The following is a 26,061-nucleotide window of genomic DNA, read 5'->3' as shown; positions in this document are numbered from 1 at the left end:
ACCGCGTCATCCGGCGCCCAGGGGCGGGGCGGGCCTGCCGCCGGCGTCCAGATAGGCCTGCGGGGGCTTCAGACGCTGGCCGGGGAGGCCGCCCTTCTCGTACTTGAGCAGCTTCCTCGCCTTCTCCGGGTCCGTCTCGCCCTCGCCGTACGCCGGGCAGAGCGGGGCGATGGGGCAGGCGCCGCAGGCGGGCTTGCGGGCGTGGCAGATGCGACGGCCGTGCCAGATCACGTGGTGGGAGAGGTCGGTCCAGTCGCTCTTGGGGAAGAGCGCGCCGACGGCCGCCTCGATCTTGTCGGGGTCGGTCTCCGCGGTCCAGCGCCAGCGGCGCACGAGGCGCTGGAAGTGGGTGTCCACGGTGATGCCGGGTCGCCCGAACGCGTTGCCGAGCACGACGAACGCGGTCTTGCGGCCGACGCCGGGGAGTTTGACGAGGTCCTCGAGCCGGCCCGGCACCTCACCGCCGAAGTCCTCCGTCAGTGCCTTCGACAGCCCTATGACCGACTTGGTCTTGGCGCGGAAGAAACCGGTGGGGCGCAGGATCTCCTCCACCTCCTCGGGGTTGGCGGCGGCCAGGTCCTCGGGGGTGGGGTACCTCGCGAAAAGGGCGGGGGTCGTCTGGTTGACGCGCAGGTCGGTGGTCTGGGCGGACAGCACGGTGGCGACGACGAGTTGGAAGGGGTTCTCGAAGTCCAGCTCCGGGTGCGCGTACGGGAACACCTCGGCGAGTTCACGGTTGATCCGGCGCGCGCGGCGGACCAGCGCGGTCCGCGACTCGCCCTCGACCGGCTTGACGACGGTCTTCACCGGGGCGGCCCGCACGGCCGCGGTGGCCTTCTTGGGGGCGACGAGCTGCTTCTTGGGCGGCGGGGCCTTCTTGACGGCGGCGGACTTCCCGGCGCCGGCCGTCTTCTTCGCCGCTGCGGCGGTCTTCTTCACCGCCGCGGGTGCCGCCTTCTTCGCCGCCGCGGTCGCCTTCTTGGCCACCGCGGTCGCCTTCTTGGCCACCGCGGGACTCTTCCCCGCCCGCGCCGCGTTCTTCCCGGCGGGTGTCTTCCCCGGCTTCTCCACCGGTGTGCTCGCCTCCTCGGCCGTCCCGCTCGCGCGGGCCGTCGGTCGTTCCTTCTTCAACGGCGACCTCTTTGCCGTTTTCGCCGGTTCCCTACCACCATCGGAGCCCTGTTCGCCCACAGCGGAATCGCGACGTACTGCCACCCGCGCAGCCCCCTCGGCCTGTGCTCTCACCGGCGATTTGGACACCCGGCCAGCCTACGGCCCGGCACCGACATCCGCCCCGGACCCGGAGGACCGGCGTCCAATTGGACCCCTGCCGCTCACCCCGACCGGCCCGTACGGCATCCTTGTGACAGATCACACTGTTTGGACCGTCCGGCAAAATGGGAACCACGGTCCCCTGGTACGTGGGGGTACAAGATCCCCTGAGCAGGTCGACAAGGAGAGAACTCGTGGACGACGTTCTGCGGCGGAATCCGCTCTTCGCGGCGCTCGACGACGAGCAGGCCGCCGAGCTTCGCGCCTCCATGAGTGAGGTGACCCTCGCACGGGGCGACTCCCTGTTCCACGAGGGCGACCCCGGCGACCGCCTGTACGTGGTCACCGAGGGCAAGGTCAAGCTGCACCGCACGTCCCCCGACGGCCGCGAGAACATGCTGGCCGTGGTCGGCCCGGGCGAGTTGATCGGTGAGCTGTCACTGTTCGACCCCGGCCCGCGCACCGCGACCGCCACGGCGCTCACGGAGGTCAAGCTGCTGGCCCTCGGCCACGGCGACCTGACGCCCTGGCTGAGCGCCCGCCCCGAGGTGGCCACGGCGCTGCTGCGGGCCGTCGCGCGCCGGCTGCGCAAGACCAACGACGCCATGTCGGACCTGGTCTTCTCGGACGTCCCGGGCCGTGTCGCGCGCGCCCTGCTCGACCTCTCGCGCCGCTTCGGCGTGCAGTCCGAGGAGGGCATCCACGTCGTGCACGACCTCACGCAGGAGGAGCTGGCCCAGCTGGTCGGCGCGTCCCGCGAGACGGTCAACAAGGCCCTGGCGGACTTCGCCCAGCGCGGCTGGCTCCGCCTGGAGGCCCGCGCGGTGATCCTCCTGGACGTCGAACGCCTGGCCAAGCGCTCCCGCTGACCCCTCGGAGCCCCGTCTTCCCGGAAGGCGGGGCTCCGCCGTGCCCGCGTCCGGGCTCTAGATGAGCCCGTGCTCGTGCAGGTACTCCAGCTGGGCGCGGACCGAGAGTTCCGCGGCCGGCCACAGGGAGCGGTCGACGTCGGCGTAGACGTGGGCGACGACCTCGGACGGGGTGCGGTGGCCGTTCTCGACGGCCGTCTCGACCTGGGCGAGGCGGTGGGCGCGGTGGGCGAGGTAGAACTCGACGGCGCCCTGCGCGTCCTCCAGGACGGGACCGTGGCCGGGCAGGACCGTGTGGACGCCGTCGTCGACCGTGAGCGACCTGAGCCGGCGCAGCGTGTCCAGGTAGTCGCCGAGACGGCCGTCGGGGTGGGCCACGACGGTCGTACCGCGGCCCAGGACGGTGTCGCCCGTCAGGACCGCCCGGTCGGCCGGGAGATGGAAGCACAGGGAGTCGGCCGTGTGGCCGGGCGCCGGTACGACCCTCAGCTCCAGGCCGCCGACGGTGACGGCGTCCCCGGCGGCCAGCCCCTCGTCGCCGAGCCGCAGCGCCGGGTCCAGTGCCCGTACCTTCGTGCCGGTCAGCTCGGCGAAGCGGGCGGCGCCCTCGGCGTGGTCGGGGTGACCGTGCGTCAGCAGGGTGAGGGCGACGCGCTTTCCGGCCTGCTCCGCGGTCGCTACGACGTGCCGCAGATGCCCGTCGTCCAGCGGGCCCGGGTCGACCACGACCGCCAGGTCGGAGTCCGGTTCCGACAGGATCCACGTGTTGGTGCCGTCCAGGGTCATCGCCGACGGGTTGGGGGCCAGCACGTTGACGGCACGCGCGGTGGCGGGACCGGAGAGGACTCCGCCCCGCGGTTGGCCGGGAAGGGTGCGTGCGTCCGTCATGCGGGGGCTCCCCCGGTCGGGATGTGCTTGGTGAACTCGTCGTGCCCCGGCCAGGAGAGCACGATCTCGCCCTCCACCAGGCGCGCGGTGGCCAGTACCGGCGTGAGGTCCCGCGCGGGAGCCGCGTCGAGCGCCTCCGCGGCCGCCCCGTACGCCGTGAGCTGGCGCAGGGTGGCGATGGTCGGGGGCATCATCAGCAGCTCGCCCCGGTCGTACGCGGCGGCCGCCCCGCGCGGGGTGATCCACACCGTGCGGTCGGCCTCCGTGGAGGCGTTGCGGGTGCGCTGTCCCTCGGGGAGCGCGGCGACGAAGAACCACGTGTCGTAGCGGCGCGGCTCGAACTCCGGGGTGATCCAGCGCGTCCACGCGCCGAGCAGGTCCGAGCGCAGGACCAGCCCCCTGCGGTCGAGGAACTCCGCGAACGACGTCTCCCGCGCGACGAGCGCCGCACGGTCCGCCTCCCAGTCCTCGCCCGTGGTGTCGCCGACCACCGAATCGGGGGTGGGCCCGGCGAGCAGGACGCCCGCTTCCTCGTACGTCTCCCGTACGGCCGCGCAGACGATCGCCTGGGCGTCCGTCCCGTCGACGCCGAGCCTGTCGGCCCACCACGCGCGCGTGGGGCCCGCCCAGCGGACGTGCAGGTCGTCGTCGCGAGGGTCGACTCCGCCACCGGGGTAGGCGTACGCACCGCCGGCGAACGCCATGGACGTACGCCGGCGCAGCATGTGTACGGCGGGTCCGTCGCCGGTGTCCTTGAGCAGCATGACGGTGGCCGCGCGCCTCGGCACGGCCGGCGTGAGGCCGCCGTCCGCCAGCGCACGGATCCGCTCCGGCCACTCGGGCGGGTACCACTGCCCGCCGGCCTGCGCATTCACCATGGCCGGAGGCTATCCCGTGACGCGCGGATGTTCGAGTGTCCCGCCTCGACGACGGACCGCCACTCCGTACACGGCCCCGGACCGCGCGCTCGGCACCCGGCACGGAACGCCCTCCCGCACGGGGCTCGCGTACCCATGGGGGCGCCAGGACCGCCGGGCCGGCTCACGGCCGTTGAGCGCGCGCCGCGCGCGAGGAACTGCCGCCCCCGACGGCGCCTCCCGCGCGGGGCGGCGGCCGCCCAGGCCCGGAGACACCGACACCACCGCACGCGGCGTACGCCGGCACGGCGTCCCGGCAGGGGGACCGCGCACCCTCTCCGATCCGGCCGACCGCGCTCGCCGGCACCCGTTTCCGGGCCGTCGCCGGGGACCTGTGGACCGGCGGCGGAAACCGCACACCGCGCGGCCACGACCCGGCCGGTCTCGAAGGCGGGGACACGTCGCCGTCCCGCACCACCTGAGGCGGGTCCGGCCTCCGCAGCGCGGTCCGCGCCTGTCTCACGCGCGGAGGCGGAACCGCGCACGAGGCGCACCTGCCCGTCGCACGCGCGGAGGCTGGACCGCCCACCGTGGCGAACCGGCGGCACACCGCGCCGTGACAGCCGGCCAGGCCGCTGAGGCAGCCCCGGGCCGTCGGCACGGCCGGGCCCACCGACAGGACGGGGCCCGCAGCCGGGCGGGCGTATGTCGGCAGGACAACCGCTGCCGCAGGACGGACCCCCGCCCGTCGAGGCCTACGCCTCCGTGAGTTCCACCTGGATCTCGACCTCCACCGGCGCGTCCAGCGGGAGGACCGCGACGCCCACCGCGCTGCGGGCGTGGACTCCCTTGTCGCCGAGGACCTCGCCGAGGAGTTCGCTCGCGCCGTTGAGGACGCCCGGCTGGCCGGTGAAGTCCGCGGCGGACGCCACGAAGCCGACGACCTTCACCACGCGTGCCACGCGGTCCAGGTCCCCGGCGACGGACTTGACCGCGGCGAGGGCGTTCAGCGCGCAGGTGCGCGCCAGCTCCTTCGCCTCCTCGGCGGTGACCTCCGCGCCGACCTTGCCGGTCAGCGGAAGCTTGCCGTCCACCATGGGCAGCTGGCCCGCGGTGAAGACGTACCGCCCCGACCGCACGGCCGGCTGGTACGCGGCCAGCGGCGGGACGACCTCCGGCAGGCTCAGGCCCAGCTCGGCCAGTTTCGCCTCGACGGCGCTCATCCCTGCTTCTCACGCTTCAGATAGGCCACCAGCTGCTCGGGGTTCGGCCCGGGCACGACCTGGACGAGCTCCCAGCCGTCCTCGCCCCAGGTGTCCAGAATCTGCTTGGTCGCGTGGACGAGCAGCGGCACAGTCGCGTATTCCCACTTGGTCATGCGGCCGACTCTAGCCGCCGTCCGCGCGGGAACCGCCACCCGGAGCCGCCGGGGCGCGCGGGGAGCATTTAGGCTCGAAGGCGTGAGCAGGCTCCAGGTCGTCAGTGGCAAGGGCGGAACCGGCAAGACCACGGTGGCCGCCGCCCTCGCGCTGGCCCTGGCCACGGAGGGGAAGCGGACGCTTCTCGTCGAGGTCGAGGGCCGGCAGGGCATCGCACAGCTCTTCGAGACGGAGGCACTGCCCTACGAGGAACGCAAGATCGCGGTCGCTCCGGACGGCGGCGAGGTGTATGCCCTCGCCATCGACGCCGAGCTGGCCCTTCTGGACTACCTTCAGATGTTCTACAAACTGGGCGGCGCGGGCCGTGCCCTCCGAAAGCTCGGCGCGATCGACTTCGCCACCACCGTCGCACCCGGTGTGCGGGACGTCCTGCTCACCGGCAAGGCGTGCGAGGCGGTACGGCGCAAGGACCGCGACGGGCGGTTCGTCTACGACTACGTCGTGATGGACGCCCCGCCGACCGGCCGCATCACCCGCTTCCTCAACGTCAACGACGAGGTCGCCGGGCTCGCCAGGATCGGCCCGATACACAATCAGGCGCAGGCCGTCATGCGGGTGCTGAAATCGCCGGAGACGGCCGTGCACCTGGTGACGCTGCTGGAGGAGATGCCGGTCCAGGAGACCGCCGACGGCATCGCGGAACTGCGCACCGCGCGGCTGCCGGTGGGGCGCGTCGTCGTGAACATGGTCCGGCCCGAAATACTGGACGGGGACGGCCTGGAACTCACGGAGTCGGTCCCTCGTTCCTCCATCGCGCGGGCACTGTCGTCCGCCGGCCTCGGTGGCGCGCGGCGCGGAGGACACGCCGAGCGGCTGGTGGACCCGTTGCTCGCGCAGGCGCGGGAGTACGCCGAGCGGTACGCGCTGGAGACCGAGCAGCGCGCCGTACTGACGGACCTCGGCGTGCCGTTGCACGAACTGCCGCTGTTCGCGGAGGGCATGGACCTGGCCGGCCTGTACCAACTGGCGAGGAACCTGCGCGGCCAGGGCGTGTCATGACCGGCCACGCCCGCACGGCCCGCGGTGTCGTCCGGCACCACCGCCACCCGGGCCGCGGCCATCGCCGTACCGGCCCCGTCACGAGCCGCAAGCACCGGAAGCAGGGGATGTCATGAGTCCACAGCCGGCGCGGTCCCAGGACCCGGCCCGTCACCGCCTCTCCCCCACCCGTACGCTCGACGTCGACCCGCTGATCGAGGACCCCGCCACCCGGATCGTGGTGTGCTGCGGCTCGGGCGGGGTCGGCAAGACGACCACCGCGGCGGCGCTGGGTCTGCGCGCGGCCGAGCGGGGACGCAAGGTGGTGGTCCTCACCATCGACCCGGCCCGCCGGCTCGCCCAGTCCATGGGCATCGACTCGCTGGACAACACCCCGCGCCGGGTGAAGGGCATCGACGACTCCGCGGGCGGTGAACTGCACGCGATGATGCTCGACATGAAGCGCACCTTCGACGAGATCGTCGAGGCGCACGCGGACTCCGAGCGGGCCTCCGCGATCCTGGGCAACCCCTTCTACCAGTCGCTCTCGGCGGGCTTCGCGGGCACGCAGGAGTACATGGCGATGGAGAAGCTGGGCCAGCTGCGGTCCAGGGACGAGTGGGACCTCATCGTGGTCGACACCCCTCCCTCGCGTTCCGCGCTGGACTTCCTGGACGCGCCCAAGCGGCTCGGGTCCTTCCTCGACGGCAAGCTGATCCGTGTCCTGCTGGCCCCGGCGAAGGTGGGCGGCCGCGCGGGGATGAAGTTCCTGAACGTCGGGATGTCGATGATGACCGGCGCCCTCGGCAAGGTGCTGGGCGGGCAGCTGCTGAAGGACGTGCAGACGTTCGTGGCGGCGATGGACTCGATGTTCGGCGGGTTCCGTACGCGCGCGGACGCCACGTACAAGCTGCTGCAGGCGCCCGGGACGGCGTTCCTGGTGGTGGCGGCCCCGGAGCGGGACGCGCTGCGCGAGGCCGCGTACTTCGTGGAGCGGCTGGCGGCGGAGGACATGCCACTGGCCGGCCTCGTGCTCAACCGGGTCCATGGCAGCGGCGCGGATTGGCTGTCGGCCGAGCGGGCGCTGGCCGCCGCGGAAAATCTTGAGGACTCCCGCATTGTGGATCAGGAGGACGGGAAAGCTGGACTTCGTAACTCTCCCGAAACGTACGGCAGTTCAGGACCCCCGGCGTCATCGGACGTCCCCGACGGAGGCTCCCCCGCCCCCACGGACACCGACGCCACAGACACGGACACCGACGGCACGGACGTCGACGACACCGGCCTCGACGACACAGACGGCACGGACGCGGACCGGTCCGTCGACCGGCTCACCGCGGGCCTGCTGAGGCTGCACGCCGAGCGGATGCGGCTGCTCTCACGCGAGCAGCGCACACGCGACCGCTTCACCGCGCTCCACCCCGAGGTGGCGGTGACCGAGGTGGCCGCGCTGCCCGGCGATGTGCACGACCTCGCGGGGCTGCGGGACATCGGCGACCGGCTCGCGACCGACCGGCCGGAGCTGCCCGAAACGCCCTGAACCGGACGGGCGTACGTCCGGCCCCGGAGCCGAGGAACCCCCGGCCCCGCCCGAGAACCCTCCGAGGGCCCTCAGCCCACCGCTGCGAGGTTCTCGTACACCTCGTCGTCGAGCGGCACGACACCCGACCCCCGCTCGTACTCCGAGCGCGCGGTCTCCAGCAGCCTGCGCCAGGAGGTCACGGTCGGCCGCCGGCGCAGCAACGCGCGGCGCTCACGCTCCGTCATGCCTCCCCATACGCCGAACTCGACGCGGTTGTCGAGCGCGTCGGCCAGGCATTCGGTGCGCACCGGACATCCGGTGCACACCGCCTTGGCCCTGTTCTGCGCTGCTCCCTGCACGAACAGTTCATCCGGATCGGTAGTGCGGCAGGCAGCCTGCGCACTCCAGTCGGTAACCCAGCCCATACCGGCGCCGTCCTCTCCCGAATCGAGGCTCCCCCACGGCGGCAGCGGCATATTCACCGCCGCCAGTTGAGGACGTTACGGAAGGTGGGCACGGCGCAACACCCCCAGCGGGCCCAATCTTGAATGGCCCGAACGGACTATGGGTAAGCGGCAGATCACCCGGGGGAGTGAGGGGGCGACATGCGGGACGAAACCGGCAATCCTGGTCAATTCAGTTGCGTCACAACGGGCACCGTATGACACACAAGGCGGATCCGGACACGCACTCAACATCCCTCGACGCAAACCCGTACGAAAAAAGTCGAGGAGATCCGGAACGATTCGGGGTCGCCGGACGTATTGATACGTGGCCTCACTGCTGTGACAGTTGAGAGCAGCTTAGGCCAAGGCATATACGCTTGTCCGGCGAATGAGAACGTAGGCTGCTCCCATGCCAAAGAAGCGCTCGGGCGGTGGTCTGTCCTCCACGCAGCAGGCCGCCAAGTTCCTCGGTGTCAGTGTCCTCGCGGGTGCCGTCATGGCCGGCATCGCGCTGCCCGCCGTCGGCGCGCTCGGCCTGGCGGCCAAGGGATCGGTCGAGAGCTTCGACGAGCTCCCGGCCAACCTCAAGACGCCGCCGCTGAGCCAGCGCACCACCATCCTCGACGCGAACGGCGGCCAGATCGCCACCGTCTACTCGCGCGACCGCACGGTGGTCCCCCTCAAGAACGTCTCGCCGTATCTGCAGAAGGCGATCGTCGCGATCGAGGACTCGCGCTTCTACGAGCACGGCGCGGTCGACCTGAAGGGCGTCCTGCGCGCGCTCAACAAGAACGCGCGCAGCGGTGAGGTCTCCGAGGGCGCGTCCACGCTCACCCAGCAGTATGTGAAGAACGTCTTCGTCGAGGAGGCGGGCGACGATCCGACGAAGGTCGCGCAGGCCACCCAGCAGACCATCGGCCGCAAGATCGCGGAACTGAAGTACGCGATCCAGGTCGAGGAGGAGCTGGGCAAGAAGAAGATCCTCGAGAACTATCTGAACATCACCTTCTTCGGCCAGCAGGCGTACGGCGTCGAGGCCGCCTCCCATCGCTACTTCTCCAAGTCCGCCAAGGACCTCAACCTCCAGGAGTCCGCCCTCCTCGCCGGCATCGTCCAGTCGCCGAGCCGGTACGACCCGGTCAACGACGAGGCGGAGGCGAAGAAGCGGCGCAATGTCGTCATCGCGCGGATGGCCCAGGTCGGCGACGTCTCGCAGGCGCAGGCCGACAAGGCGGCGAAGGCCCCGCTGGGCCTGAAGATCAGCAAGCCGAAGAACGGCTGCATCACCGCGGTCGACGACGCCGGCTTCTTCTGCGACTACGTGCGCAACGTGTTCCTCAACGACCCGGTCTTCGGCAAGACCAAGGAGGACCGGGCCAAGATCTGGAACCAGGGCGGTCTGACGGTCCGTACGACGCTGGACCCGCAGGCGCAGAGCTCGGTGCGGCAGTCGCTGAAGGACCACGTCGACGCGAGCGACGAGGTCTCCGCCGCGACCACCCTGGTCGAGCCCGGCACCGGCAAGATCGTGGCGATGGGGCAGTCGAAGCCGTACGGCACCAACGCCAAGCAGAACGAGACCGTGATCAACTACTCGGTCGACTACGCGATGGGGACGAGCAACGGCTTCCCGACGGGCTCCACGTTCAAGCCGTTCGTGGCCGCCGCCGCTCTCGAGGCGGGCCGCCCGGCGACCCAGGAGTACCCCTCGCCGTACGAACTGACGGTGCCGAGCCCGATCCAGACGTGCGACAAGCCGTACACCAACGAGGACGGCACCAAGATCCCGAACGAGAACGAGTCGGAGAAGGGCCCCTACCGGCTGAAGAAGGCGATGGCCCTCTCGGTCAACACCTACTTCATCGAGATGGTCGCGGACATCGGCCTCTGCCCGGTCACCAAGATGACCGACAAGCTCCACATCAAGCAGGGCACCGGCAAGAACCTCCCGCAGGTCCCCTCGATCGCCCTCGGCACCGAGTCCGTCTCCCCGCTGACCATGGCGTCCGCGTACGCCGCCTTCGCCAACCGCGGCATGTACTGCACGCCCATCGCCATCGAGGCGGTCACGCAGCGGGTGGGCGAGACGAAGAAGAGCCTCGAGGTGCCGAAGTCCACCTGCTCGCGGGCGATGTCGGAGGGCACGGCCGACACCATCAACGCCCTGCTCAAGGGCGTGGTCGACTCCGGTACCGGCCAGCAGGCCGGCCTCGGCGACCGGGACAACGCGGGCAAGACCGGTACGACCGACGAGCGCCGCAACGCCTGGTTCGTCGGCTACACGCCGAACCTCTCGGGCGCCGTCTGGGTCGGCAGCGCCACCCAGCAGGTCAAGATGCGGAACATCACCATCGGCGGTGTCTACCACGACCTGGTCTACGGCTCCGACACCCCGGGCCCGATCTGGAAGGACGCCATGACCGGCGCCCTGGTCGGCAAGGGGGCCGAGTCCTTCGTGCCGGTCAACATCCCCGACCCGGACAAGGAGCGCGAGGACCGCGACAAGCCGGGCCGCGGCCATGACGACGGCGGCAACGGCGACAACGAGGGCAACGGCAACGGGGGCGAAGGGCTCCTCGGCGGCCTGACCGACGGCGGCAACAACGGCGGGAACGACGGAGGCGGCGGCACCGAGCCGACGTTCCCCGAGGGCTTCTTCCGGGGCAACGACAACGGCGGCGGACGCGGGTAACGACTCGGCCGAGCCGCGCCCGTACGGCGACGGAAGCAGGGCCCGCCGGCCAACCGGCGGGCCCTGCTTCCGTTCCGCACCCGGTGTCGTCGTGACCTTCCCGCGGACGGCCGGGGGAGGTCACACCCTGGCGTGACGCCACGCTGGCGTAACACCGCCTGGCGTAATTGCGACAACCTTTCCTCGCCCCGTCGCCGTCTCATGTGGTGCCGACGACGATGGTGGACATGACTGGCGATCTTTCCCGACGGCTGGTCACCGACGAGTTGTGGACGCTGACGGAGCCGCTGCTGCCGGCGTTCGCGCCCCGCCGGCAGGGCGGGGGCACGGCTCCCGTCGACGAGCGCATGGTGTTCACCGCGGTGGTCTACGTGCTGACCAGCGGATGCGCCTGGCGGTCGCTGCCACCCTGGCTCGAGATCTCACCGGCGACCGCGCACCGCCGCTTCACCGGCTGGACCAAGGCCGGCGTGTGGCGCCGGCTGCACCGCACCGCGGTGCGTGACGGGCTCGCGAGCACGGGCGAGGCCGACTGGGCCGCCGTGATCGTGAAAGCCGCGACACTGCGGGCCGGACAGCGGACCGGGACCGCTCCGGGCCCGCGAAGGTCACCACATGAGACGGACACGAAGTCGCAGAAGCACTCAACAAGCACCCAATTCGGGCAGCACCGGAACCCTTGACTCCCCCATTTCCCTGGTGTTCCTTTGATCATCATGTGCATGAGGGGAGGACAGTGATTCATGGGTTTCCGGAACATCCGCGAGAGGCGAATACCCGGCTTTCTGACAAGCACGGCGGTCACTCTGACCGTTCTGACCGGTATCACCGCGTGCGGCTCGGGCACAGCCGATGAAGCGCACAAGGAACCTGTCGCGGCATCCGACGCCAGTGAATCCCCCACCCGCCCGGCCGAGGGCCCGCTCTACACCGCCATGACGGAAATGGCGGACGAGGGCAAGGGGTTCTCGCTCCGCGACGCGACGGGCCTGGACCGGCATGTGAGTCCGGCTCACGCGAAGAAATTCAAGGTCTGTTTCGAGAAGGAGAAACCGGACCTCAAAGCAGTGGTCCTCTACGCGGTCCGGAATTCCGAGACATGCCCGCACAAGGTCGGCACCGAAGGCAAGGCCGACGGAACGCCGGACGTCGTGGGCACACGGCTCCGCAAGGCCACCGACCAGCTCGTACTGACGGGATACCCGCCGAAGCACATCCACGTGGACGTCGACGGCGAACCCGTGTCCGAGGCACGCAGCTGGTCGTACGAGGTCTGCCGGCAGAGCCCCGCGGCCGGCACCCCCTTCTCGGCGGACCTGGAGCCACGGCTGGTGATCTCGGCCTCCTGCGCCCAGGACTGACCCGGCAACCGACGGATCCACCACCAGAGAATGACGAGGTAATCCCATGCGCAAGATCGCACGCGCCGCCGCCGTACTCCCGATCGTCGCCGCGCTCTGCGTCGGCATGACCTCGACCGCCCAGGCCGAGACGGACTGCACCGACTACTCCGACAACGGCGGCGCCAAGTCCCAGTTCAAGGCGTACGGCGAGCATCTCCTGATCGACGACATCTTCGCCGACGGAAACTCCGCCGTCGGCGGCATCGAGATCTACGGCGACGGTCACTACTTCTACTGGAACCGGCTCAGCGCGGACGGCGGCGTCCGCGACGTCAACCTCGACATCGCCGAGGGGACGACCGTCGTCATCAACGCCTGGCTCGGCAACTGGGACGGCACCGTCACGGGCGGCATCGACTTCACGTCCAACGCCGTCTCGAACTGCCACGCCGTGGCCTGATCCACCCCTTTCGCCCATAACGACCGGAACAGGAGCGTGATCACCATGCGCAGAACGTTCGCCACCGCGGCCGCCCTCGCGCTGTCGCTGACCGGCCTCGGCGTCGCCACGGCCCCGAGTGCCTCCGCCGCCACGTCGGGCGCCGCCGAGTACGGCTGTCCGGGGAGCCTCGTCGGCACGTACAACACGCCGGCGTCGGGCGAGGTGTGGGGCCAGTTGCGCGTGTACTACTCCTCCGCGAACAGCGGCACCAACTGTGCCGTGCTGCTGGCGAAGAAGTACTACGGCTCGTCCCACTACATGGAAGTGGGCATCAACATCTCCGGCCGCAGCGGCAAGCTCGACTCCGGCGCGTACAAGTACTACGCGGGCCCGGTCACCATCACGGGAACCAACGGGCACTGCATCGACGTCGGCGGCGGCGAGGACAACGGGGGCATCTGGGCGGGCAGGTCCGTCAACGGCGTGCACTGCGGATGACCGGTCCCGGCTGACACGGCCGTACCCGCCGCCCTCGCGATTTCCAGGAAAAGCCGCGAGGGCGGTGGCGTGCCCGCGACATCACATTCCTCGCGGAATTCCTCTCATCCCGTACGGCCGTCACGTGAATGCGGGGCCGGGGTGATGTCGAGAATGAGCCCGAGCTCCTGCGCTTTCGCCCCCAGGGCGAAACGGCCGCTCACTCCGAGATCCGACATGATCCTCTGAACGCGACGCTGCACGGTCCGATGACTGACCCCGAGCCGCCGGGCCACGGTCGCGTCATCGAGCCCTTGATAAAGCAACGTGAGTAAGTCGCGATCGCCTCCGTCTCCCCGGATGACCGATTCCAACATGACCCCCTTCGCCCGGCCGGCCACACGAAACCGGCCCGGCGGAAGCATTCGCCGCCGAGCCGCCTCTGATCAGGACCTCCGGTCGCAATGGCTGAGATACGGACGTGCGAGACACCACGGAACCGGACCGACGACGGGTCAGCCCGCGAGCAGCTTCTTCACCACGGCGGCGACCCGGCCGCCCTCAGCCTGCCCGGCCACCTTCGGGTTCACGATCTTCATCACGGCACCCATGGCCCGCGGCCCCTCCGCGCCCGCCGCCCTGGCCTCCTCGACGGCCTGGGCGACGATCGCGTTCAGCTCCTCGTCCGACAGCTGCTTGGGCAGGTACTGCGCCAGCACCTCGCCCTCCGCCCTCTCCCGCTCGGCCTGCTCGGGACGGCCGCCCTGCGCGAACGCCTCCGCCGCCTCCCGGCGCTTCTTCGCCTCGCGGGTGATCACCTTCTGCACCTCGTCGTCGGAGAGCTCGCGCTTCTCCTTACCCGCGACCTCCTCCTTGGTGATCGCGGAGAGGGTCAGCCGGAGCGTCGAGGAGCGGAGCTCGTCACGCGCCTTGATCGCGGCGTTGAGGTCGTCGTGCAGCTTCGACTTGAGCGTGGTCATGACTTGATTGTCGCAGGTACGGGCCCGGCCACGCCTGCCGATTTAAGGGCCCCTGGTCCATGGGGCGTTCGGCGGCGGCTCGCGGGTCTGACACGATGGACGCATGCGCGCGCGATACGGAATCCCCCTGGGAATCACGGCGGCCGGCGCCGCCGGGCTGCTGTACGCGGCGGGCTTCGAAGCCCGCTCCTTCCGCCTCCGACGGGTGACCATCCCCGTCCTGCCCTCCGGGATGCGCCCCCTGCGCGTGCTCCAGGTCTCCGACATCCACATGGTCGGCGGGCAGCGCAAGAAGCAGCGCTGGCTGCGCTCGCTGGCCGGCCTGCGCCCCGACTTCGTCCTCAACACGGGCGACAACCTGTCCGACCCCGAGGGCGTACCGGAGGTCCTCGACGCGCTCGGCCCCCTGATGGAGTTCCCGGGCGCGTACGTCTTCGGCTCCAACGACTACTACGGCCCCACGCTCCGCAACCCGGGCCGCTACCTGGTCGAGAAGGTCCAGGGCCGCCACGGCCTGAACGGCAACGCCCCCGTGACCGGCGTCGTCCACAACCCGTGGGAGGACCTGCGGGACGGCTTCGACACCGCCGGCTGGCTGAACCTGACGAACACCAGGGGCACGCTGAAGATCGACGGCACGTCCATCGAGCTGACCGGCCTGGACGACCCCCACATCAAGCGCGACCGCTACACGGAGGTCGCGGGTGGCCCCTCGGACGCGGCGGACTTCTCCATGGGCGTCGTCCACGCCCCGTATCTGCGCGCCCTGGACGCCTTCACGGCCGACGGCTACCCCTTGGTCCTGGCCGGCCACACCCACGGCGGCCAGCTCTGCATCCCCTTCTACGGCGCCCTGGTCACCAACTGCGACCTGGACACGGACCGCGTGAAGGGCCTGTCCACGCACACCTCCGGCGGCCACACGTCCTACCTCCACGTGTCGGCGGGCTGCGGCACCAGCCGCTACACCCCGGTCCGCTTCGCCTGCCCCCCGGAGGCGACGCTGATGACACTGGTGAGCCGGGACTGAGGCGCTTGGTGGGCCGGGGCGTCTTGGCGAGCCCGGGCTTCTTGGTGGGCGGGGCTTCTTGGTGGGCGGGGCTTCTTGGTGGGCGGGGCTTCTTGGTGGGCGGGCTGATGCCGCCCCTGGCCGGCCGGGGCTGACGCGCACTGCCGGGCCGGGGCCCTGCACGGTCACCCATCCGGCCCACCCACATCGCCCGGGACCGGACATCCGCCCACGCTGGGGTGCATGACCGCCCCGATACCCAGGGACCTCCCGGACATCCCCGCCCTGCCGCGTACGCACCCGGCGTCGGCCGCCCTCTACGCCCCCGCCAGAGCCGTCGTCCCCCTGGTACGCCGCCCGCTGGCGGCGGCGTACCGCCTGCTCCTGGCCCTGCTGGCGACGGCCGCCGTACTGACCGAGTCCCTCCTCGGCAGCGCGCCCCGGATCCTCAGCTACTTCGTGATCCAGAGCACGGTCCTGCTGGCCCTGGTCATGCTGGCCTCGGCCCACCGGGCCTGGAGCGCCCGCCACCCGCTGCCGGCCGCCCTCACGGGAGCGACCCTGCTCTACGTGGCGACGGCATCCCTGGTCCACCACATCCTCCTGGCGCCCACGACGATGACCGGCGACGCCTCCCGCCTGGACTCACTCGCCGCCCACACCCTGTACACGGTGCTCCCCGTCGCGGCGGCCCTGGACTGGCTCCTCCTGACCCCACCGGCCCGCACCCACCTCCGCCAGGCCACCACCTGGATGCTGTACCCCCTGGCCTACCTGGCCTTCACCCTGCTCCGCGGCGAACTAGCCCCCGGCTACCTCTACCCCTTCCTCGACGTCGCCCGGCACGGCTACCGCGGCGTCCTCGCCAACGCCCTCCTCCTCGGCCTCGGCTGCTACGCCCTCGCCGTCCTCCTCGTAGCCCTGGACCACGCCCGCCCCCGCCCCCGCAAAACCGGATTTCGTCCATGGCCTCCAGTGGGCTAAAGTAAACGTCGTCGCCGCGACAGCAGCGACAATCGGGGTGTAGCGCAGCTTGGCAGCGCGCTTCGTTCGGGACGAAGAGGTCGTGGGTTCAAATCCCGCCACCCCGACAGCCGAAACACCAGGTGAGGCACCTACTCTTTTGAGTAGGTGCCTCACCTGTTTTGTCGGCGTGACTGCCGCTTCCCGCGCGTCTACGGGCGCCGCGGGTCAGGAACCGAAGAAGAGAACACAAGCTTCCAGCTTCCCGAGCTGATTGCGCCCCGTCACCGAGCCCATTGCCAAGCTGGACGGTGATCTCGTACGGCTGAACGATCCCTCGTGGCCAATGCGGCCGGGCCGTGATCGTCGCTTCGTGCCCGTGGGGGGCAGACTCAGGGGGATTCCGAGGTGGAGGCCTGATCATCCGTCCCCTGGACGGCGGGGAGCAGGTCTGCGAGGCGTTCGAGCTGGTTGCGTTGGGAGTGCAGGTCCAGGGCGGCGAGGCGGGCGACGATGTGCCGGGCGCCGGCGGCGACGTACCGTCCCAGGCGTTCAAGCACCTGGTCTGCGGAGCCGGTGACAACTGCCTGGATCTTTTCCAGCTCCGCCAGTGGCATTCCGTAGGTGGCCCTCGCGTAGTCGTCCAGTGCCCGGCTGCCGGTCTCGATGTCGTCGTCGATCCGTACCGAGACGAACAGTGCGGGGGCGATGTCCTCGGCCGCACGTCCGGCGTCGGCCGCCGCTTTGTGGACGTCGCGGAGGCCGGACGCGTAGTCGGCGGGGTCGGGCGGGTAGGGCAGCCATCCGTCGTACAGTCGGCCGGTGCGGGCCAGAGCTGCGGGTGTCGCGCCGCCGAGCCAGATGGGTGGGCCGCCGGCGCTGGTCGGCCTGGTCGTGGGCGGGATGTCGTCGAACCGGAGGATCTCGCCGCGGAAGGTGTCTGCGCCGTCCCACAGGGCCCGCCACAGCGCGACGGTCTCGTCCAGGCGGGCGAAGCGCCTTTCCCACGGCAGCTCGGACAGCGTGTAGAGGGGTCGCCCGAACCGGCCGGGGAAGCCGGCGCCGACGGCCACGGTGAGTCGGCCACCGGACAGCAGGTCGATCGACGCGAGTGACTGCGCGGCCTGGATCGGCCGACGCAGGAATGGCATCAGTGCAGCTGTGCCCAGCGTCACGGTCTCGGTCACCGGGGCGAGTGCGGCCAGCATCGTGAGTGCCTCGATGCGAGGGCTGATCAGGGAATCGTTGGCGAAGAGCGAGGAGAAGCCGGCGCGTTCGGCGTACCGGCCGAACGCGATCAGCTCTCGGGGGTCGGCAGCGCCCCACTGGGCGGTTCCCGTCGGAAGCAGTACACCGATGTCCATGTCGGCACTGTTCACGACCGGTACGAGGGGCGGCAATTCCTTGCGGGGAATGGCCCGGGACCCTCCGCTGCCGTTACAACAGGCCCGTGGACTTTCCTCGTACGCTTCGCGAACGTCGCACCCGCCGTCATGTCAGCCAGCTCGACCTGGCGCTGCGGGCGGGCACCACCCAGCGCCACCTCAGCTTCATTGAATCCGGCAGGTCCGTCCCGGGCCGGAACATGGTCGTGCGCCTGGCGGAGTCGCTGGAGATGCCGCTGCGGGAGCGCAACGAACTGCTGCTGGCCGCCGGTTACGCGCCCGCCTACCCGGAGAGCTCACTGGACGATCCGGTGCTGGCCCCAGTGCGCACGGCGATCGATCACATCCTCCGCGGGTATCTGCCGTATCCGGCGCTGGTCGTGGACCGGGGCGGTGACCTGATCGCCGCGAACACCGCATTCGACCTGATCACCGAGGGGGTGGCCCCCGAGCTGGTGGGTCCGGGCACGAACGTGTACCGCCTTGCGCTGCATCCCGACGGTCTGGCCCCCCGTATCGTCAACCTCGCCGAGTGGGCGCGCCACATCCTGGTGCGCCTTGGCCACCTGGAGGAGCTGCACGCCGAACTCGCCGGGTACGTCCCCGAACTGGAGCCGTCCGCCGGGCAACTCGGTTTCGCGGTGCCGCTCCGCCTGCGGTCCTCCTACGGTGAGCTGCGTCTGATGACGACGGTGACGACCTTCGCCACAGCCGTCGACGTGACGCTTGCGGAACTGAAGCTGGAGGCGTTCCTGCCGGCCGACCCGGCGACGGCCGAGGCTCTCTCAGCAGCCGCCGGGGCAATGGCCTGCGCCGCCCCCGGTCAGGAGCCCGGGAACATGTAATCGGTCTGGATGCGCCCGCTGGCGTCGAGTACGAGCATGTCCGAACCACCACCCACCACGTCGCCGGTTGCGGTGGACACCGCCTCCCAGCCGAACCTGACCGCGCCATTGAGACGTATCGCACCGGGGCGCGCCCGGAAGGCGAGTCCCTGTTTCTCGACGAACCGCTCGTAGCTTCGGGCCACTCGGGTCTCGATGGCGTCGTATCCCTGAGCCTCCAGAGTCGTGTGGTCGAAGCCGAGTTCCGCGGCGGTCTCCCGTATCTCCGCAGGCGGGTGAAGGATGTGGGTGCCGTCCTCGGCCCAGAGTCGCTCGATGGCCGCGCGGCGCTCCGCGGCGTCGGGCACGTTCCACTGAGCCATGTAGCGGTCGGCCAGCTGCTGCGGGTCGATCTCGATCATCTTCGTCTCCTTGACCGGGCAGGTCTGTTCGGACCAGATCCTGCGGGGGACGGGGGAGACCGGCAATTCCTCCCAGGGAATGGGCCTTTACGCGTCAGGGCGCGTCGGCGGGACACGTCTCGCTCGGCAGAGCGATCGTTTACGGGACAGCTCTTGGGAAGGTCACGTGACTCCCCACGCGACCTCGGGAGTTCGTCGTGCTCGCGGGCCTGAACGTCGGCGCCGGCAGCGGCCCGGCGGGATACGCTCACGCCCTTGGTGTCGTCAACGGGGTGGCTTCAGGGGGGAATTATGGGGCATTTGGTACGTCGTGCCGTGGTCGTCGGGGTGTTGGTCCTCGGGGGTGCGGTCGGGTGTGGGGGTGAGGCGGCCGAGGTGGAGCCCGCTGATGCCGTGGCGGAGGCGGCTGCTCGGGCCGAGGGGGTCGAGTCCGTCCGGTATCGGGTGGCCGGGGAGCTGCCGGAGACCGGGCGGGTGGAGGCCGACGCGGTCATGCGGGCCGAGCCTGCGGCCGTGAGCATGGAGGTGAGTTCGGGTGGGAAGAGTGCCGTGCCGGTTCGGTTCGTCGATGACGTGCTGTACGTCGGCAAGGCGGCGGACGGGGAGGAGTGGCTCAGCGCGGATGCGGGCGTGTGGGGCGGGCTCACCGTCGACAACAACTCCTACGGCGCGCTGCCCCGGCAGCTGGAGAGCAGTCCGCTCGTCCAGTCCACCCTCCTGACCGGGGCGAAGGACGTGCGGGAGGTCGGGAGTGAGACCGTCGACGGCACCCGGACCACGCACTACCGGGGGACGGTCACCTTCGAGGGCCTGCGTGCCGCCGGCAAGGCCGCGCGGGGCGAGGCGGACCGGGAGCGGCTCACCGCGAGCCTTGATCAGTTCGTGGGGCTCCGTGTCTCCGACTCACTCACCATGGACCTGTGGATCGACGGCGACGACCATGCCAAGCGGTTCCGCTGGCAGGCCCGGAGCGACGGCGGACCGCTCGACCTCACCATCACCTTCCTCGACATCGACCGGCCCGTGACCATCGAGGCCCCGCCGGCGGACGCGCAGGAGGAGCTGGGTTCGTAGGCTCACGGTCCGGGAGCAGACTGCGGCCCGACTCGCCCCCGAACCTGGCCGGCGGCGGGCACGCGGGCGGGAGCGTCAGTGCATGCCTCGTTCCTCCAGGGCTGTTCTGAGGCTGCGCAGGGCGTAGTAGACGCGGGACTTCACCGTGCCCTGGGGGATGCCCAGGGTGGTCGCCGCCTGGTGGGTGGTGCGGTCGGCGAAGAAGGTGGCTTCCAGGACCTCGCGGTGGGCGGGGGTCAGGGCCTGCAGGGCGTCGTGCAGGACGATGGAGGACAGCATGCGGTCTATGTCGTCGCCCTCGGCGCCCAGTTCGGTCAGCCAGGTCGCACCGCCGATCTCCGGCGGCCGGGCCGCCTTCGTGCGGTGTGCGTCGATCACGAGGTTGCGGGCGACACGGAACATCCAGGGGCGTACGGCCATGCCCTCGCGGTCCTTCACGTTCCGCTTGTTCCAGCAGCGCAGCAGCGTCTCCTGGATGACGTCCTCGGTGCGGTGGGTGTCGCCGCCGAGCATGCGCAGGACGTACGCGTGGAGGGCCGGGCCGTGTTCCAGGAAGAGGTCCCTCAGCGCCCGTTCGTCCGCGGACACGGCGGTCGCCGACCCGATCACTGTCACGTTCATCATGTGCTCCCGCTCCTTGGGGTGGCCCTGGGAGGAACGGAGTGTGGTCAGGAGGGGTCCACGTTCGATTGACGTACGATCCACGGCCCGTACATCGCCCGTCGGGCATCAGGCGTAGGTGATCTGCTCCTCCAGCCGGTGGCGGACCCCGTGGGCCAGTCGCTCGTCGGCTGGGGTGAGGCGGCCGGCCTCGTGCAACCTGCCCCACATGTGCAGCAGTTCGTTGCCGTGGATCTCGATCGCCCGGTCGTCGTCCAGCCGCTGCCATGCCGCCGTCGCCCGTGCCACCGCCGCCGGTGCCTGCGGATCGCCGGCCCCGCACAGGATGCGGGCCACCGACAGGGCCAGCACGGTGGCCTCACGGTGGTCCCCCAGCAGGTGCGCGAGGTAGGCCTCCATGGCCCGTGCCTCCAACGCGTCCGGATGCTCCGTGCCCGCCGAGCGGGTCAGTGTCTCGCGCAGCGCCGTCGCCTCCTCCGACGCCTCCTCCAGCCGGCCCTCGGTCACCAGCGCGTTGATGCGCGCGACCGGCTGCGCCAGCTGCGGAGGGAGCGGGCGCGACGGCACAGGGGGCGGTGCCGGAGCGGGCGGTGCCGGAGCAGGCGGTGCCGTCGCCGCGGCCCGGGCACGGGCGATCGCCGTGGCCACCGCCGAGGACGGGGCCGGGGCGGGCGCCGGCTGCCGGTCGACAAGGCGGCTGGAACCGTCGGGAGACACCTCCAGGACGAAGTGGGCGGCGCCCGGACCGTCGGTCACCGTCGCCTCGACGGCGGTGGCGCGCTGCTGCGCGTACTGCTGCAAGCGGTCGAGCACGGCGTCGTGCACGGACTGGCCCGGCTCGGCGACCAGGGGTTCTCCGTCGATCTCGGCGACGCCGTCGTCCGAGATGCGCACCGCGAAGGGGGGCATGGCTGCTGTCCTCCTGATTCCTGTTCGGCGGACCGATTCCTATTCGGCGGCGGGGGCGGAAGGGGAACCCGTGGGGTCCGGGTCCGCTCCCGGGGTGACGCCCGGCGTCGCGCCGGGCGGCGGGGCGGCCACACCCGCGTACTTGGCGAACTGTGCGCGGATGGCGAGGACATAGCCCTGCGCCTCGTTCGTCTGCGGCACCCCCTCGGCCGCGCGTACGGCGTCCATCCCCACGTGGTAGCCGGCCAGCGCGAGGTCGAGGACGTTGCCGGTGGCCTCGTTCGCGTCGATCATCCCCTGGGCCTCTTCGGCGAGGTGGCACAGATAGCGGCCCTGCGCCAGGATCGAGTCCGCCGCGTCCAGGGCCGAGGTCTCGTCGTTGTCGTCCTCGTCCTCGCCGTACTCGTCGAAGATCTCGGGCGGCAGCTGCGACACCCCCTTCTCGCCGTTCTCGCCGACCAGCGTCCCGTCGAAGGCGGACTCCCGTTCGATCTGCGAGGCGATGACGACCGGACCGACCGCGTCGCACAGACCGCCCGCCTCCTCGATCGGGTCCACCAGGTCCTCCGGCACCGTCGAGGCCTCCAGCTCGCCCCCGCCGTCGCCGTTGAAGACGGCGATCACCTCGTCCGCGTCGTCCGGGCCGGCGGAGCCGTCCCCGCCGCCCGAGAACAGCAGGATCAGCGCGATGAGGGGGGCCAGCAGCACCCCGAACCCCCCGATGATGACGATCACCACCAGGGCGCCGAGCAGGGCGAGCGGTGACAGCAGACAGCCGCAGCCGGTGCCGGCCGCGATGGTGTTCCTGACGGCGGTGGAGGCCCCGCCCTCCCCGCTCCCTCCCGTGCCCGCGCTCATACGTGTCCGCCTTCTTCCTCTCGCCTTGAACCGCGACGGCCGGACGGTCCGTTGTGCTGTCCGTCGGGCTCGGGAGATCCAAACGGAGCCCGGCGCGAAGAGGTTCAAATCCGTGGAAATCAGATGATCCAGAGCAGCAGCCGCAGCACCAGCGGAGAAGGGGGCGGGCCGCCCATGGGCACTCCTGAGACACCTCCGTCGGGTCCGCCCCTGTCATGGGTGCGAGGGCCGAAACCCGCGCGGCCGACCCAACCGGGCGAGCCCACACAGCCGCCACACCCGGGCGAGCCCACGCAGCCGGCACAACCGGCACAACCGGCCGAGCCCGCACAACCGGCACACCCGGGCGAGCCCACGCAGCCGGCACAACCGGCACAACCGGCCGAGCCCGCACAACCGGCACAGCCGGTCCGGCCGATTCAGCCGGTCCGGCCCAAGGCGCCCGCCGCCCGCCGCAAGGCCGTCCCGCCCCTCGGCGGTGACGCTCCCTGGGCCGAGCCCAGACAACGCGCGCCCGTGCCAGGCGGCAGGTCGCGGGACGAGATCGGGTGGGTCAAGGCGCACGGGGGAGCCGGTGCCTCCTCGCTCGCCGAGACGCTCGGGGGCGTGGACGTGGGGGCCCGCTGGCCGGAGCCCGCTCAGGGAGAGCCGCGCCGGATCATGCTGGTCGGCCGGACCAGTGCACGCGGACTGCGGGCCGTGTCACGGGCGTTGGGCGCGCTGAAGGACGGAAAGGCCCCACCCGGGATCGACCTGCTCGGTGTCGTTCTCGTCGCCGACGCGCCCGGCCGGCTCCCCCTCGGTCTGCTGCGCCGCATCCGGGTCGTCCGGTCGGTCACCCACGTGCACCGGGTGCCGTGGATCCCGGCCTGGCGAACCGGCGGTCAGCCCAAGTACCTGCCCCGGCAACTCGGCTCGCTGGCCGACGTCGTCGGCATCGACACCCGCACCGAAACCCCCACCGACCGCGAGAGAACCGTGTCATGACCCCTCCCCTCGTGCACCTCGCCCTCCCGCCCGGCGAGCGGCTGGCCGCCTACCAGCCCACCGCCGACGCGGGCACCATCCTCGGCGTTCTCGCCTGGTGTGCCTCGGCCGCGGGAGTCGCCGGTCTGATCATCGTCGGCATTCAGATGTCGATCCAGCTGCGCCGTGGGGAGCCGGGCGAGGGTGGCGCGTTCTTCCGCGGTTTCTTCTACGTCACCCTCGGCTGTCTGCTCGCCACGACCGCCGGCCCGCTCGTCGCCTTCCTCGGCAATCTGTCCCTCCTCTGAGGACCCGGAACGACCGAGGCATACGAGCCTCCTCTCAGCCAACCCCCTCCCCCGCCCACGCCGCGGGCGCCGACCTCCCGGAGACCCCATGTCCCTGCTCCTCGAATCCACCAACGTGCTCGCCGCCGGCGTCCCCCAGCCGGTGAGCAACGCCCCCGGCGAGCTGACCTCCAAGGTCAACACCGTGCTCGGGATCGCCGCCTGGGCCGGTACCGCCGCCGGCGTCCTCGGGGTGCTGATCACCGGCACGATGATGGCCGTCTCGCTCAAGCGGGGTGAGAGCTCGGAGCACATGAGCCGTCTCGGCATGGTGCTCGGCGGCTGTGTCCTGGTCGCCACCGCCGGTCCGCTGGTCGGCTTCGTCTTCAACTGATCCGGCGGACGGGACGGTCGAGATGTTCACACGCAGGGAGTACCGGGCGCCGCGCCGCGACCGGCCCGACCCCCAGGGTCCGTACTGGAGGCAGCGGGGCTGGCAGGTGTCGGCGGCGTTCCTCGGCGTCGTCGTCCTGCTGAGCGGAATCGTCGCGCTGACGGCCGATCAGGACGCCGACGCAACGGGTGCGGGTGCCCCCGCCTCCGAGGGACCGCTGTCCGGCACCGCCGCCATGAAGGACGGACGGCCCGGAGGATGCCGTACGGACGACAGCGCCGGTGACACCCTGCCCTCGGCTCCGCCGGACGACGTGGACTGGCGCGCCCTCGGCGTCACACGGGTGCCCGTCTCCGCCTCGGCGGGGCCGACCCTGGCCGAGGGGCCCGTGTGGTGGTGCTTCGCGCACACGCCGGCCGGGGCGGTGCTGGCCGCCCATGTCATTCCCTCGCAGATGAGCGGGTCCGACTGGCGGACGATCGCGCAGGAGCAGGTGGTGTCCGGCCGTGGACGGGACCTGTTCGTCTTCAAGCGTTCCACGGTCAGCGACGACGGCTCCGGCGCGGGCGGTTCCTCCACAGCCTCCTACGCCGGCTTCTCGGTGCCCGCGTACTCCCGCGAGGCGGCGGTCGTCGAACTGCTGCTCAAGACCGGTCAGGGCTACGCCACCACCTCGGTCGCACTGCGCTGGAGCGGCGGTGACTGGAAGGTCCGCCCCTCCGACAACGGCGCCCTGCACACGCCGGTGAAGGCGGTCCAGGGCACCAACGGCCATCTCATGTGGGGGGTCTGACATGGCGTGCCCGACCGGCAATCCCATCGTCGACATCGCGGTCGGCTTCTTCAGCTTCCTCGGCGACCCCATCGGCACCATCGTCGAGGGCGTCGCCAACGCCGTACTCGCGGGCGCCATCGCGGTGTTCGGGGCACTGACCACCGGCATCCCGACCCTCTCGGGGACCAGGACGGCCCAGGACATCAACGGCCAGACCCAGTGGATCGTCGTCTATCTGGCGGTCGGCTCGCTGCTGTTCGCGGCCGCCAGGATGGCGATCGAGCGGCGCGGCGACGCCGGTACCACGGCTCTGAAGGGCATCCTGCGGGTCATTCTGGTCTCGGGTGCCGCCACCACCGTCGTCACGGCCGCCGCCGCCCTCTCGGACGACTACTCCACGTATCTCTTCAACGCGGGCGCGGAGAAGCAGCTGAACGCGGTGGGCGCCTGCTCCGACGGCAACGGCATCGAGTCCTTCCTGCTGCTGGTCCTCGCCTTCCTGCTGCTGATCGCCGGAATCATCCACACGATCCTGCTCTACATCCGCCTCGGCGTCATGATCCTGCTGCTGGGCACCCTTCCGCTGGCCGCCGCCGCCTCGATGACGGACTGGGGCGGCGGCTGGTGGCGCAAGCACCTCGGCTGGATGATCGCCTGGCTGTTGTACAAGCCGGCGGCCGGTCTGGTGCTGTACGCGGGCTCGGCGATGATCAGCTCGGGTCAGGACGGCGGCAGCGACATCAACGAACGCATCGCCGGCATCGGCGTGATGCTGCTGTCCGCCGTCGCGTTGCCCGCGCTGCTGAAGCTGGTCGTGCCGGCCACCGCCGCACTCGGCGGGGCCTCCGCGATGTCGGGGGCGATGTCGACGGTGGGCGGCGGCCTGGCGTCCGGTGCCCGTTCCCTCGGCGGCGGCGCGGGCGGCAGCGGCAGCGGCAGCGGGGGCGCCGGCGGGCAGAGCGGGCCGCGCGGCGCGTCGGGGGCGACCGGTGCGGGCGGCTCCAGCGGCTCCGGCGGTTCGAGCGGTTCCGCCGGCGGATCCGGGCCGGCGGGTCACCACGGCGCCCCGAGTACCGGGGGCGGCGGCGGGGGAAGCGCCGGAGCCGCAGCCGGAGCGAGCCGGGCCGCCGCCGCGGCGGGTCCGGTCGGTGTCGCCGTCGGGGCGGCCGTCACCGCCGCTCAGGTCGTCGGCCGTACCGCCTCCGGCTCCGTGGAGGACGCCGACGGCGACAAGGGCCACAACAGCTGACCCCCGGCCCCGCCTCGCCCCGAAACGGCCGCCGGACTCCCGTTCCCCCCGTGGAGTCCGGCGGTCCCCTCCCTCCCGGTCCGCGCCGGCCCGTCCCCGTCATCCGATCACTCCACGAAG

The 26,061-nt window shown here is 71.2% G+C and carries 30 protein-coding genes and 1 tRNA gene; 18 read left to right on the top strand and 13 right to left on the bottom strand.

Features of this window, described 5'->3' with window-relative positions; genetic code table 11:
* Positions 1-6: 6 nt before the first annotated feature.
* Positions 7-1,008 carry an endonuclease III gene (gene nth / locus ACGFR9_RS21535; RefSeq protein ID WP_393211261.1) on the bottom strand — a complete coding sequence of 334 codons (1,002 nt, stop codon included), beginning with the start codon at positions 1,006-1,008 and terminating at the stop codon, positions 7-9.
* A gap of 458 nt (positions 1,009-1,466) precedes the next feature.
* On the opposite strand from nth, the gene ACGFR9_RS21530 reads away from it, so the two are divergent.
* Positions 1,467-2,141 (top strand): Crp/Fnr family transcriptional regulator, encoded by a 675-nt coding sequence (locus tag ACGFR9_RS21530; RefSeq protein ID WP_004928297.1) that lies wholly within the window; start codon positions 1,467-1,469, stop codon positions 2,139-2,141.
* A gap of 57 nt (positions 2,142-2,198) precedes the next feature.
* Here ACGFR9_RS21530 and ACGFR9_RS21525 read toward each other — a convergent pair whose 3' ends face one another.
* The 4 genes from ACGFR9_RS21525 to ACGFR9_RS21510 all read right to left on the bottom strand — a co-directional run bounded on the left by ACGFR9_RS21525 (position 2,199) and on the right by ACGFR9_RS21510 (position 5,264).
* Positions 2,199-3,029: an MBL fold metallo-hydrolase gene (locus ACGFR9_RS21525; RefSeq protein ID WP_393210954.1), complete on the bottom strand. Its 831-nt coding sequence runs from the start codon at positions 3,027-3,029 to the stop codon at positions 2,199-2,201.
* Complete coding sequence (locus ACGFR9_RS21520) at positions 3,026-3,907, bottom strand: NUDIX hydrolase (RefSeq protein WP_393210951.1); 882 nt, start codon at positions 3,905-3,907, stop codon at positions 3,026-3,028. The genes ACGFR9_RS21525 and ACGFR9_RS21520 overlap by 4 nt, the downstream gene beginning before the upstream one ends.
* Before the next feature lie 734 nt (positions 3,908-4,641).
* Positions 4,642-5,109 carry a RidA family protein gene (locus ACGFR9_RS21515; protein ID WP_030225095.1) on the bottom strand — a complete coding sequence of 156 codons (468 nt, stop codon included), beginning with the start codon at positions 5,107-5,109 and terminating at the stop codon, positions 4,642-4,644.
* Positions 5,106-5,264, bottom strand: a complete 159-nt coding sequence (locus ACGFR9_RS21510; RefSeq protein WP_073947089.1) for a DUF4177 domain-containing protein — start codon at positions 5,262-5,264, stop codon at positions 5,106-5,108. The genes ACGFR9_RS21515 and ACGFR9_RS21510 overlap by 4 nt, the downstream gene beginning before the upstream one ends.
* Before the next feature lie 82 nt (positions 5,265-5,346).
* Here ACGFR9_RS21510 and ACGFR9_RS21505 point away from each other — a divergent pair, with 82 nt between their 5' ends.
* Both ACGFR9_RS21505 and ACGFR9_RS21500 read left to right on the top strand, forming a co-directional pair.
* Positions 5,347-6,324, top strand: a complete 978-nt coding sequence (locus ACGFR9_RS21505) for an ArsA family ATPase (protein ID WP_393210947.1) — start codon at positions 5,347-5,349, stop codon at positions 6,322-6,324.
* A gap of 112 nt (positions 6,325-6,436) precedes the next feature.
* On the top strand, positions 6,437-7,843 hold the full coding sequence (locus ACGFR9_RS21500; RefSeq protein ID WP_393210944.1) for an ArsA family ATPase: 1,407 nt from the start codon (positions 6,437-6,439) through the stop codon (positions 7,841-7,843).
* Positions 7,844-7,914: 71 nt separating this feature from the next.
* Here the strand turns inward: ACGFR9_RS21500 and wblA are convergent, their stop codons facing one another.
* Positions 7,915-8,250 (bottom strand): transcriptional regulator WblA, encoded by a 336-nt coding sequence (gene wblA / locus ACGFR9_RS21495; RefSeq protein WP_311643194.1) that lies wholly within the window; start codon positions 8,248-8,250, stop codon positions 7,915-7,917.
* 430 nt (positions 8,251-8,680) lie between these two features.
* On the opposite strand from wblA, the gene ACGFR9_RS21490 reads away from it, so the two are divergent.
* From ACGFR9_RS21490 to ACGFR9_RS21470, 5 genes are all read left to right on the top strand, one after another.
* The gene (locus tag ACGFR9_RS21490) at positions 8,681-10,963 is read left to right on the top strand and encodes a transglycosylase domain-containing protein (protein ID WP_393210941.1); all 2,283 of its coding nucleotides are present in this window, start codon (positions 8,681-8,683) and stop codon (positions 10,961-10,963) included.
* A gap of 227 nt (positions 10,964-11,190) precedes the next feature.
* A complete protein-coding gene (locus ACGFR9_RS21485) occupies positions 11,191-11,646 on the top strand; it encodes a transposase (protein WP_393210938.1) in 456 nt (151 codons plus the stop codon).
* A 252-nt stretch (positions 11,647-11,898) separates the two neighbouring features.
* Positions 11,899-12,324 carry a PASTA domain-containing protein gene (locus ACGFR9_RS21480; protein WP_393210935.1) on the top strand — a complete coding sequence of 142 codons (426 nt, stop codon included), beginning with the start codon at positions 11,899-11,901 and terminating at the stop codon, positions 12,322-12,324.
* 46 nt (positions 12,325-12,370) lie between these two features.
* Positions 12,371-12,766: a hypothetical protein gene (locus tag ACGFR9_RS21475; RefSeq protein ID WP_393210932.1), complete on the top strand. Its 396-nt coding sequence runs from the start codon at positions 12,371-12,373 to the stop codon at positions 12,764-12,766.
* A gap of 45 nt (positions 12,767-12,811) precedes the next feature.
* Entirely contained in the window at positions 12,812-13,246 is a 435-nt protein-coding gene (locus ACGFR9_RS21470) for a hypothetical protein (RefSeq protein WP_393210929.1), read from the top strand.
* Positions 13,247-13,350: 104 nt separating this feature from the next.
* Here ACGFR9_RS21470 and ACGFR9_RS21465 read toward each other — a convergent pair whose 3' ends face one another.
* Positions 13,351-13,602 (bottom strand): response regulator transcription factor, encoded by a 252-nt coding sequence (locus ACGFR9_RS21465; RefSeq protein ID WP_393210926.1) that lies wholly within the window; start codon positions 13,600-13,602, stop codon positions 13,351-13,353.
* Positions 13,603-13,740: 138 nt separating this feature from the next.
* On the bottom strand, positions 13,741-14,205 hold the full coding sequence (locus tag ACGFR9_RS21460) for a GatB/YqeY domain-containing protein (protein WP_393210923.1): 465 nt from the start codon (positions 14,203-14,205) through the stop codon (positions 13,741-13,743).
* A 103-nt stretch (positions 14,206-14,308) separates the two neighbouring features.
* Between ACGFR9_RS21460 and ACGFR9_RS21455 the strand changes: the two genes are divergently transcribed.
* The 3 genes from ACGFR9_RS21455 (at position 14,309) to ACGFR9_RS21445 (ending at position 16,305) form a co-directional block, all read left to right on the top strand.
* On the top strand, positions 14,309-15,235 hold the full coding sequence (locus ACGFR9_RS21455) for a metallophosphoesterase (protein ID WP_030225119.1): 927 nt from the start codon (positions 14,309-14,311) through the stop codon (positions 15,233-15,235).
* 222 nt (positions 15,236-15,457) lie between these two features.
* Positions 15,458-16,198, top strand: coding sequence for a Pr6Pr family membrane protein (locus ACGFR9_RS21450; RefSeq protein ID WP_393210920.1), 741 nt, complete (start codon positions 15,458-15,460; stop codon positions 16,196-16,198).
* A 33-nt stretch (positions 16,199-16,231) separates the two neighbouring features.
* Positions 16,232-16,305 (top strand) — tRNA-Pro (locus tag ACGFR9_RS21445).
* A gap of 264 nt (positions 16,306-16,569) precedes the next feature.
* Here ACGFR9_RS21445 and ACGFR9_RS21440 read toward each other — a convergent pair.
* On the bottom strand, positions 16,570-17,541 hold the full coding sequence (locus tag ACGFR9_RS21440) for an LLM class flavin-dependent oxidoreductase (protein WP_393210917.1): 972 nt from the start codon (positions 17,539-17,541) through the stop codon (positions 16,570-16,572).
* Between the two features lie 86 nt (positions 17,542-17,627).
* Between ACGFR9_RS21440 and ACGFR9_RS21435 the strand changes: the two genes are divergently transcribed.
* Positions 17,628-18,407, top strand: coding sequence for a helix-turn-helix domain-containing protein (locus ACGFR9_RS21435; protein WP_393210914.1), 780 nt, complete (start codon positions 17,628-17,630; stop codon positions 18,405-18,407).
* Here ACGFR9_RS21435 and ACGFR9_RS21430 read toward each other — a convergent pair.
* On the bottom strand, positions 18,386-18,808 hold the full coding sequence (locus ACGFR9_RS21430) for a hypothetical protein (protein WP_393210911.1): 423 nt from the start codon (positions 18,806-18,808) through the stop codon (positions 18,386-18,388). The genes ACGFR9_RS21435 and ACGFR9_RS21430 overlap by 22 nt on opposite strands.
* A gap of 375 nt (positions 18,809-19,183) precedes the next feature.
* Between ACGFR9_RS21430 and ACGFR9_RS21425 the strand changes: the two genes are divergently transcribed.
* On the top strand, positions 19,184-19,882 hold the full coding sequence (locus tag ACGFR9_RS21425) for a hypothetical protein (protein ID WP_393210909.1): 699 nt from the start codon (positions 19,184-19,186) through the stop codon (positions 19,880-19,882).
* A gap of 75 nt (positions 19,883-19,957) precedes the next feature.
* Here the strand turns inward: ACGFR9_RS21425 and ACGFR9_RS21420 are convergent, their stop codons facing one another.
* The 3 genes from ACGFR9_RS21420 to ACGFR9_RS21410 form a co-directional block, all read right to left on the bottom strand.
* On the bottom strand, positions 19,958-20,503 hold the full coding sequence (locus ACGFR9_RS21420; RefSeq protein ID WP_393211259.1) for a sigma-70 family RNA polymerase sigma factor: 546 nt from the start codon (positions 20,501-20,503) through the stop codon (positions 19,958-19,960).
* Positions 20,504-20,611: 108 nt separating this feature from the next.
* Positions 20,612-21,412, bottom strand: coding sequence for a hypothetical protein (locus tag ACGFR9_RS21415; RefSeq protein WP_393210905.1), 801 nt, complete (start codon positions 21,410-21,412; stop codon positions 20,612-20,614).
* A gap of 39 nt (positions 21,413-21,451) precedes the next feature.
* Positions 21,452-22,270 carry a lytic transglycosylase domain-containing protein gene (locus ACGFR9_RS21410; RefSeq protein WP_393210902.1) on the bottom strand — a complete coding sequence of 273 codons (819 nt, stop codon included), beginning with the start codon at positions 22,268-22,270 and terminating at the stop codon, positions 21,452-21,454.
* A 516-nt stretch (positions 22,271-22,786) separates the two neighbouring features.
* Between ACGFR9_RS21410 and ACGFR9_RS21405 the strand changes: the two genes are divergently transcribed.
* The 5 genes from ACGFR9_RS21405 to ACGFR9_RS21385 all read left to right on the top strand — a co-directional run bounded on the left by ACGFR9_RS21405 (position 22,787) and on the right by ACGFR9_RS21385 (position 25,941).
* Positions 22,787-23,257, top strand: coding sequence for a hypothetical protein (locus ACGFR9_RS21405; protein WP_393210900.1), 471 nt, complete (start codon positions 22,787-22,789; stop codon positions 23,255-23,257).
* Complete coding sequence (locus ACGFR9_RS21400; RefSeq protein WP_393210897.1) at positions 23,254-23,544, top strand: hypothetical protein; 291 nt, start codon at positions 23,254-23,256, stop codon at positions 23,542-23,544. Before ACGFR9_RS21405 ends, ACGFR9_RS21400 begins: the two co-directional genes overlap by 4 nt.
* An 88-nt stretch (positions 23,545-23,632) precedes the next feature.
* Positions 23,633-23,917, top strand: coding sequence for a hypothetical protein (locus ACGFR9_RS21395; RefSeq protein WP_393210894.1), 285 nt, complete (start codon positions 23,633-23,635; stop codon positions 23,915-23,917).
* Between the two features lie 22 nt (positions 23,918-23,939).
* Positions 23,940-24,710 carry a hypothetical protein gene (locus tag ACGFR9_RS21390; RefSeq protein ID WP_393210891.1) on the top strand — a complete coding sequence of 257 codons (771 nt, stop codon included), beginning with the start codon at positions 23,940-23,942 and terminating at the stop codon, positions 24,708-24,710.
* 1 nt (position 24,711) lies between these two features.
* The gene (locus ACGFR9_RS21385; RefSeq protein WP_393210888.1) at positions 24,712-25,941 is read left to right on the top strand and encodes a hypothetical protein; all 1,230 of its coding nucleotides are present in this window, start codon (positions 24,712-24,714) and stop codon (positions 25,939-25,941) included.
* Positions 25,942-26,061 lie beyond the last annotated feature (120 nt).

The organism is Streptomyces sp. NPDC048584 (assembly GCF_043199595.1).
GTDB classification, from domain to species: Bacteria; Actinomycetota; Actinomycetes; order Streptomycetales; family Streptomycetaceae; genus Streptomyces; species Streptomyces edwardsiae.
The sequence above is the reverse complement of the archived record's forward strand: the minus strand, read 5'-3'. Positions and strand labels throughout refer to the sequence as shown.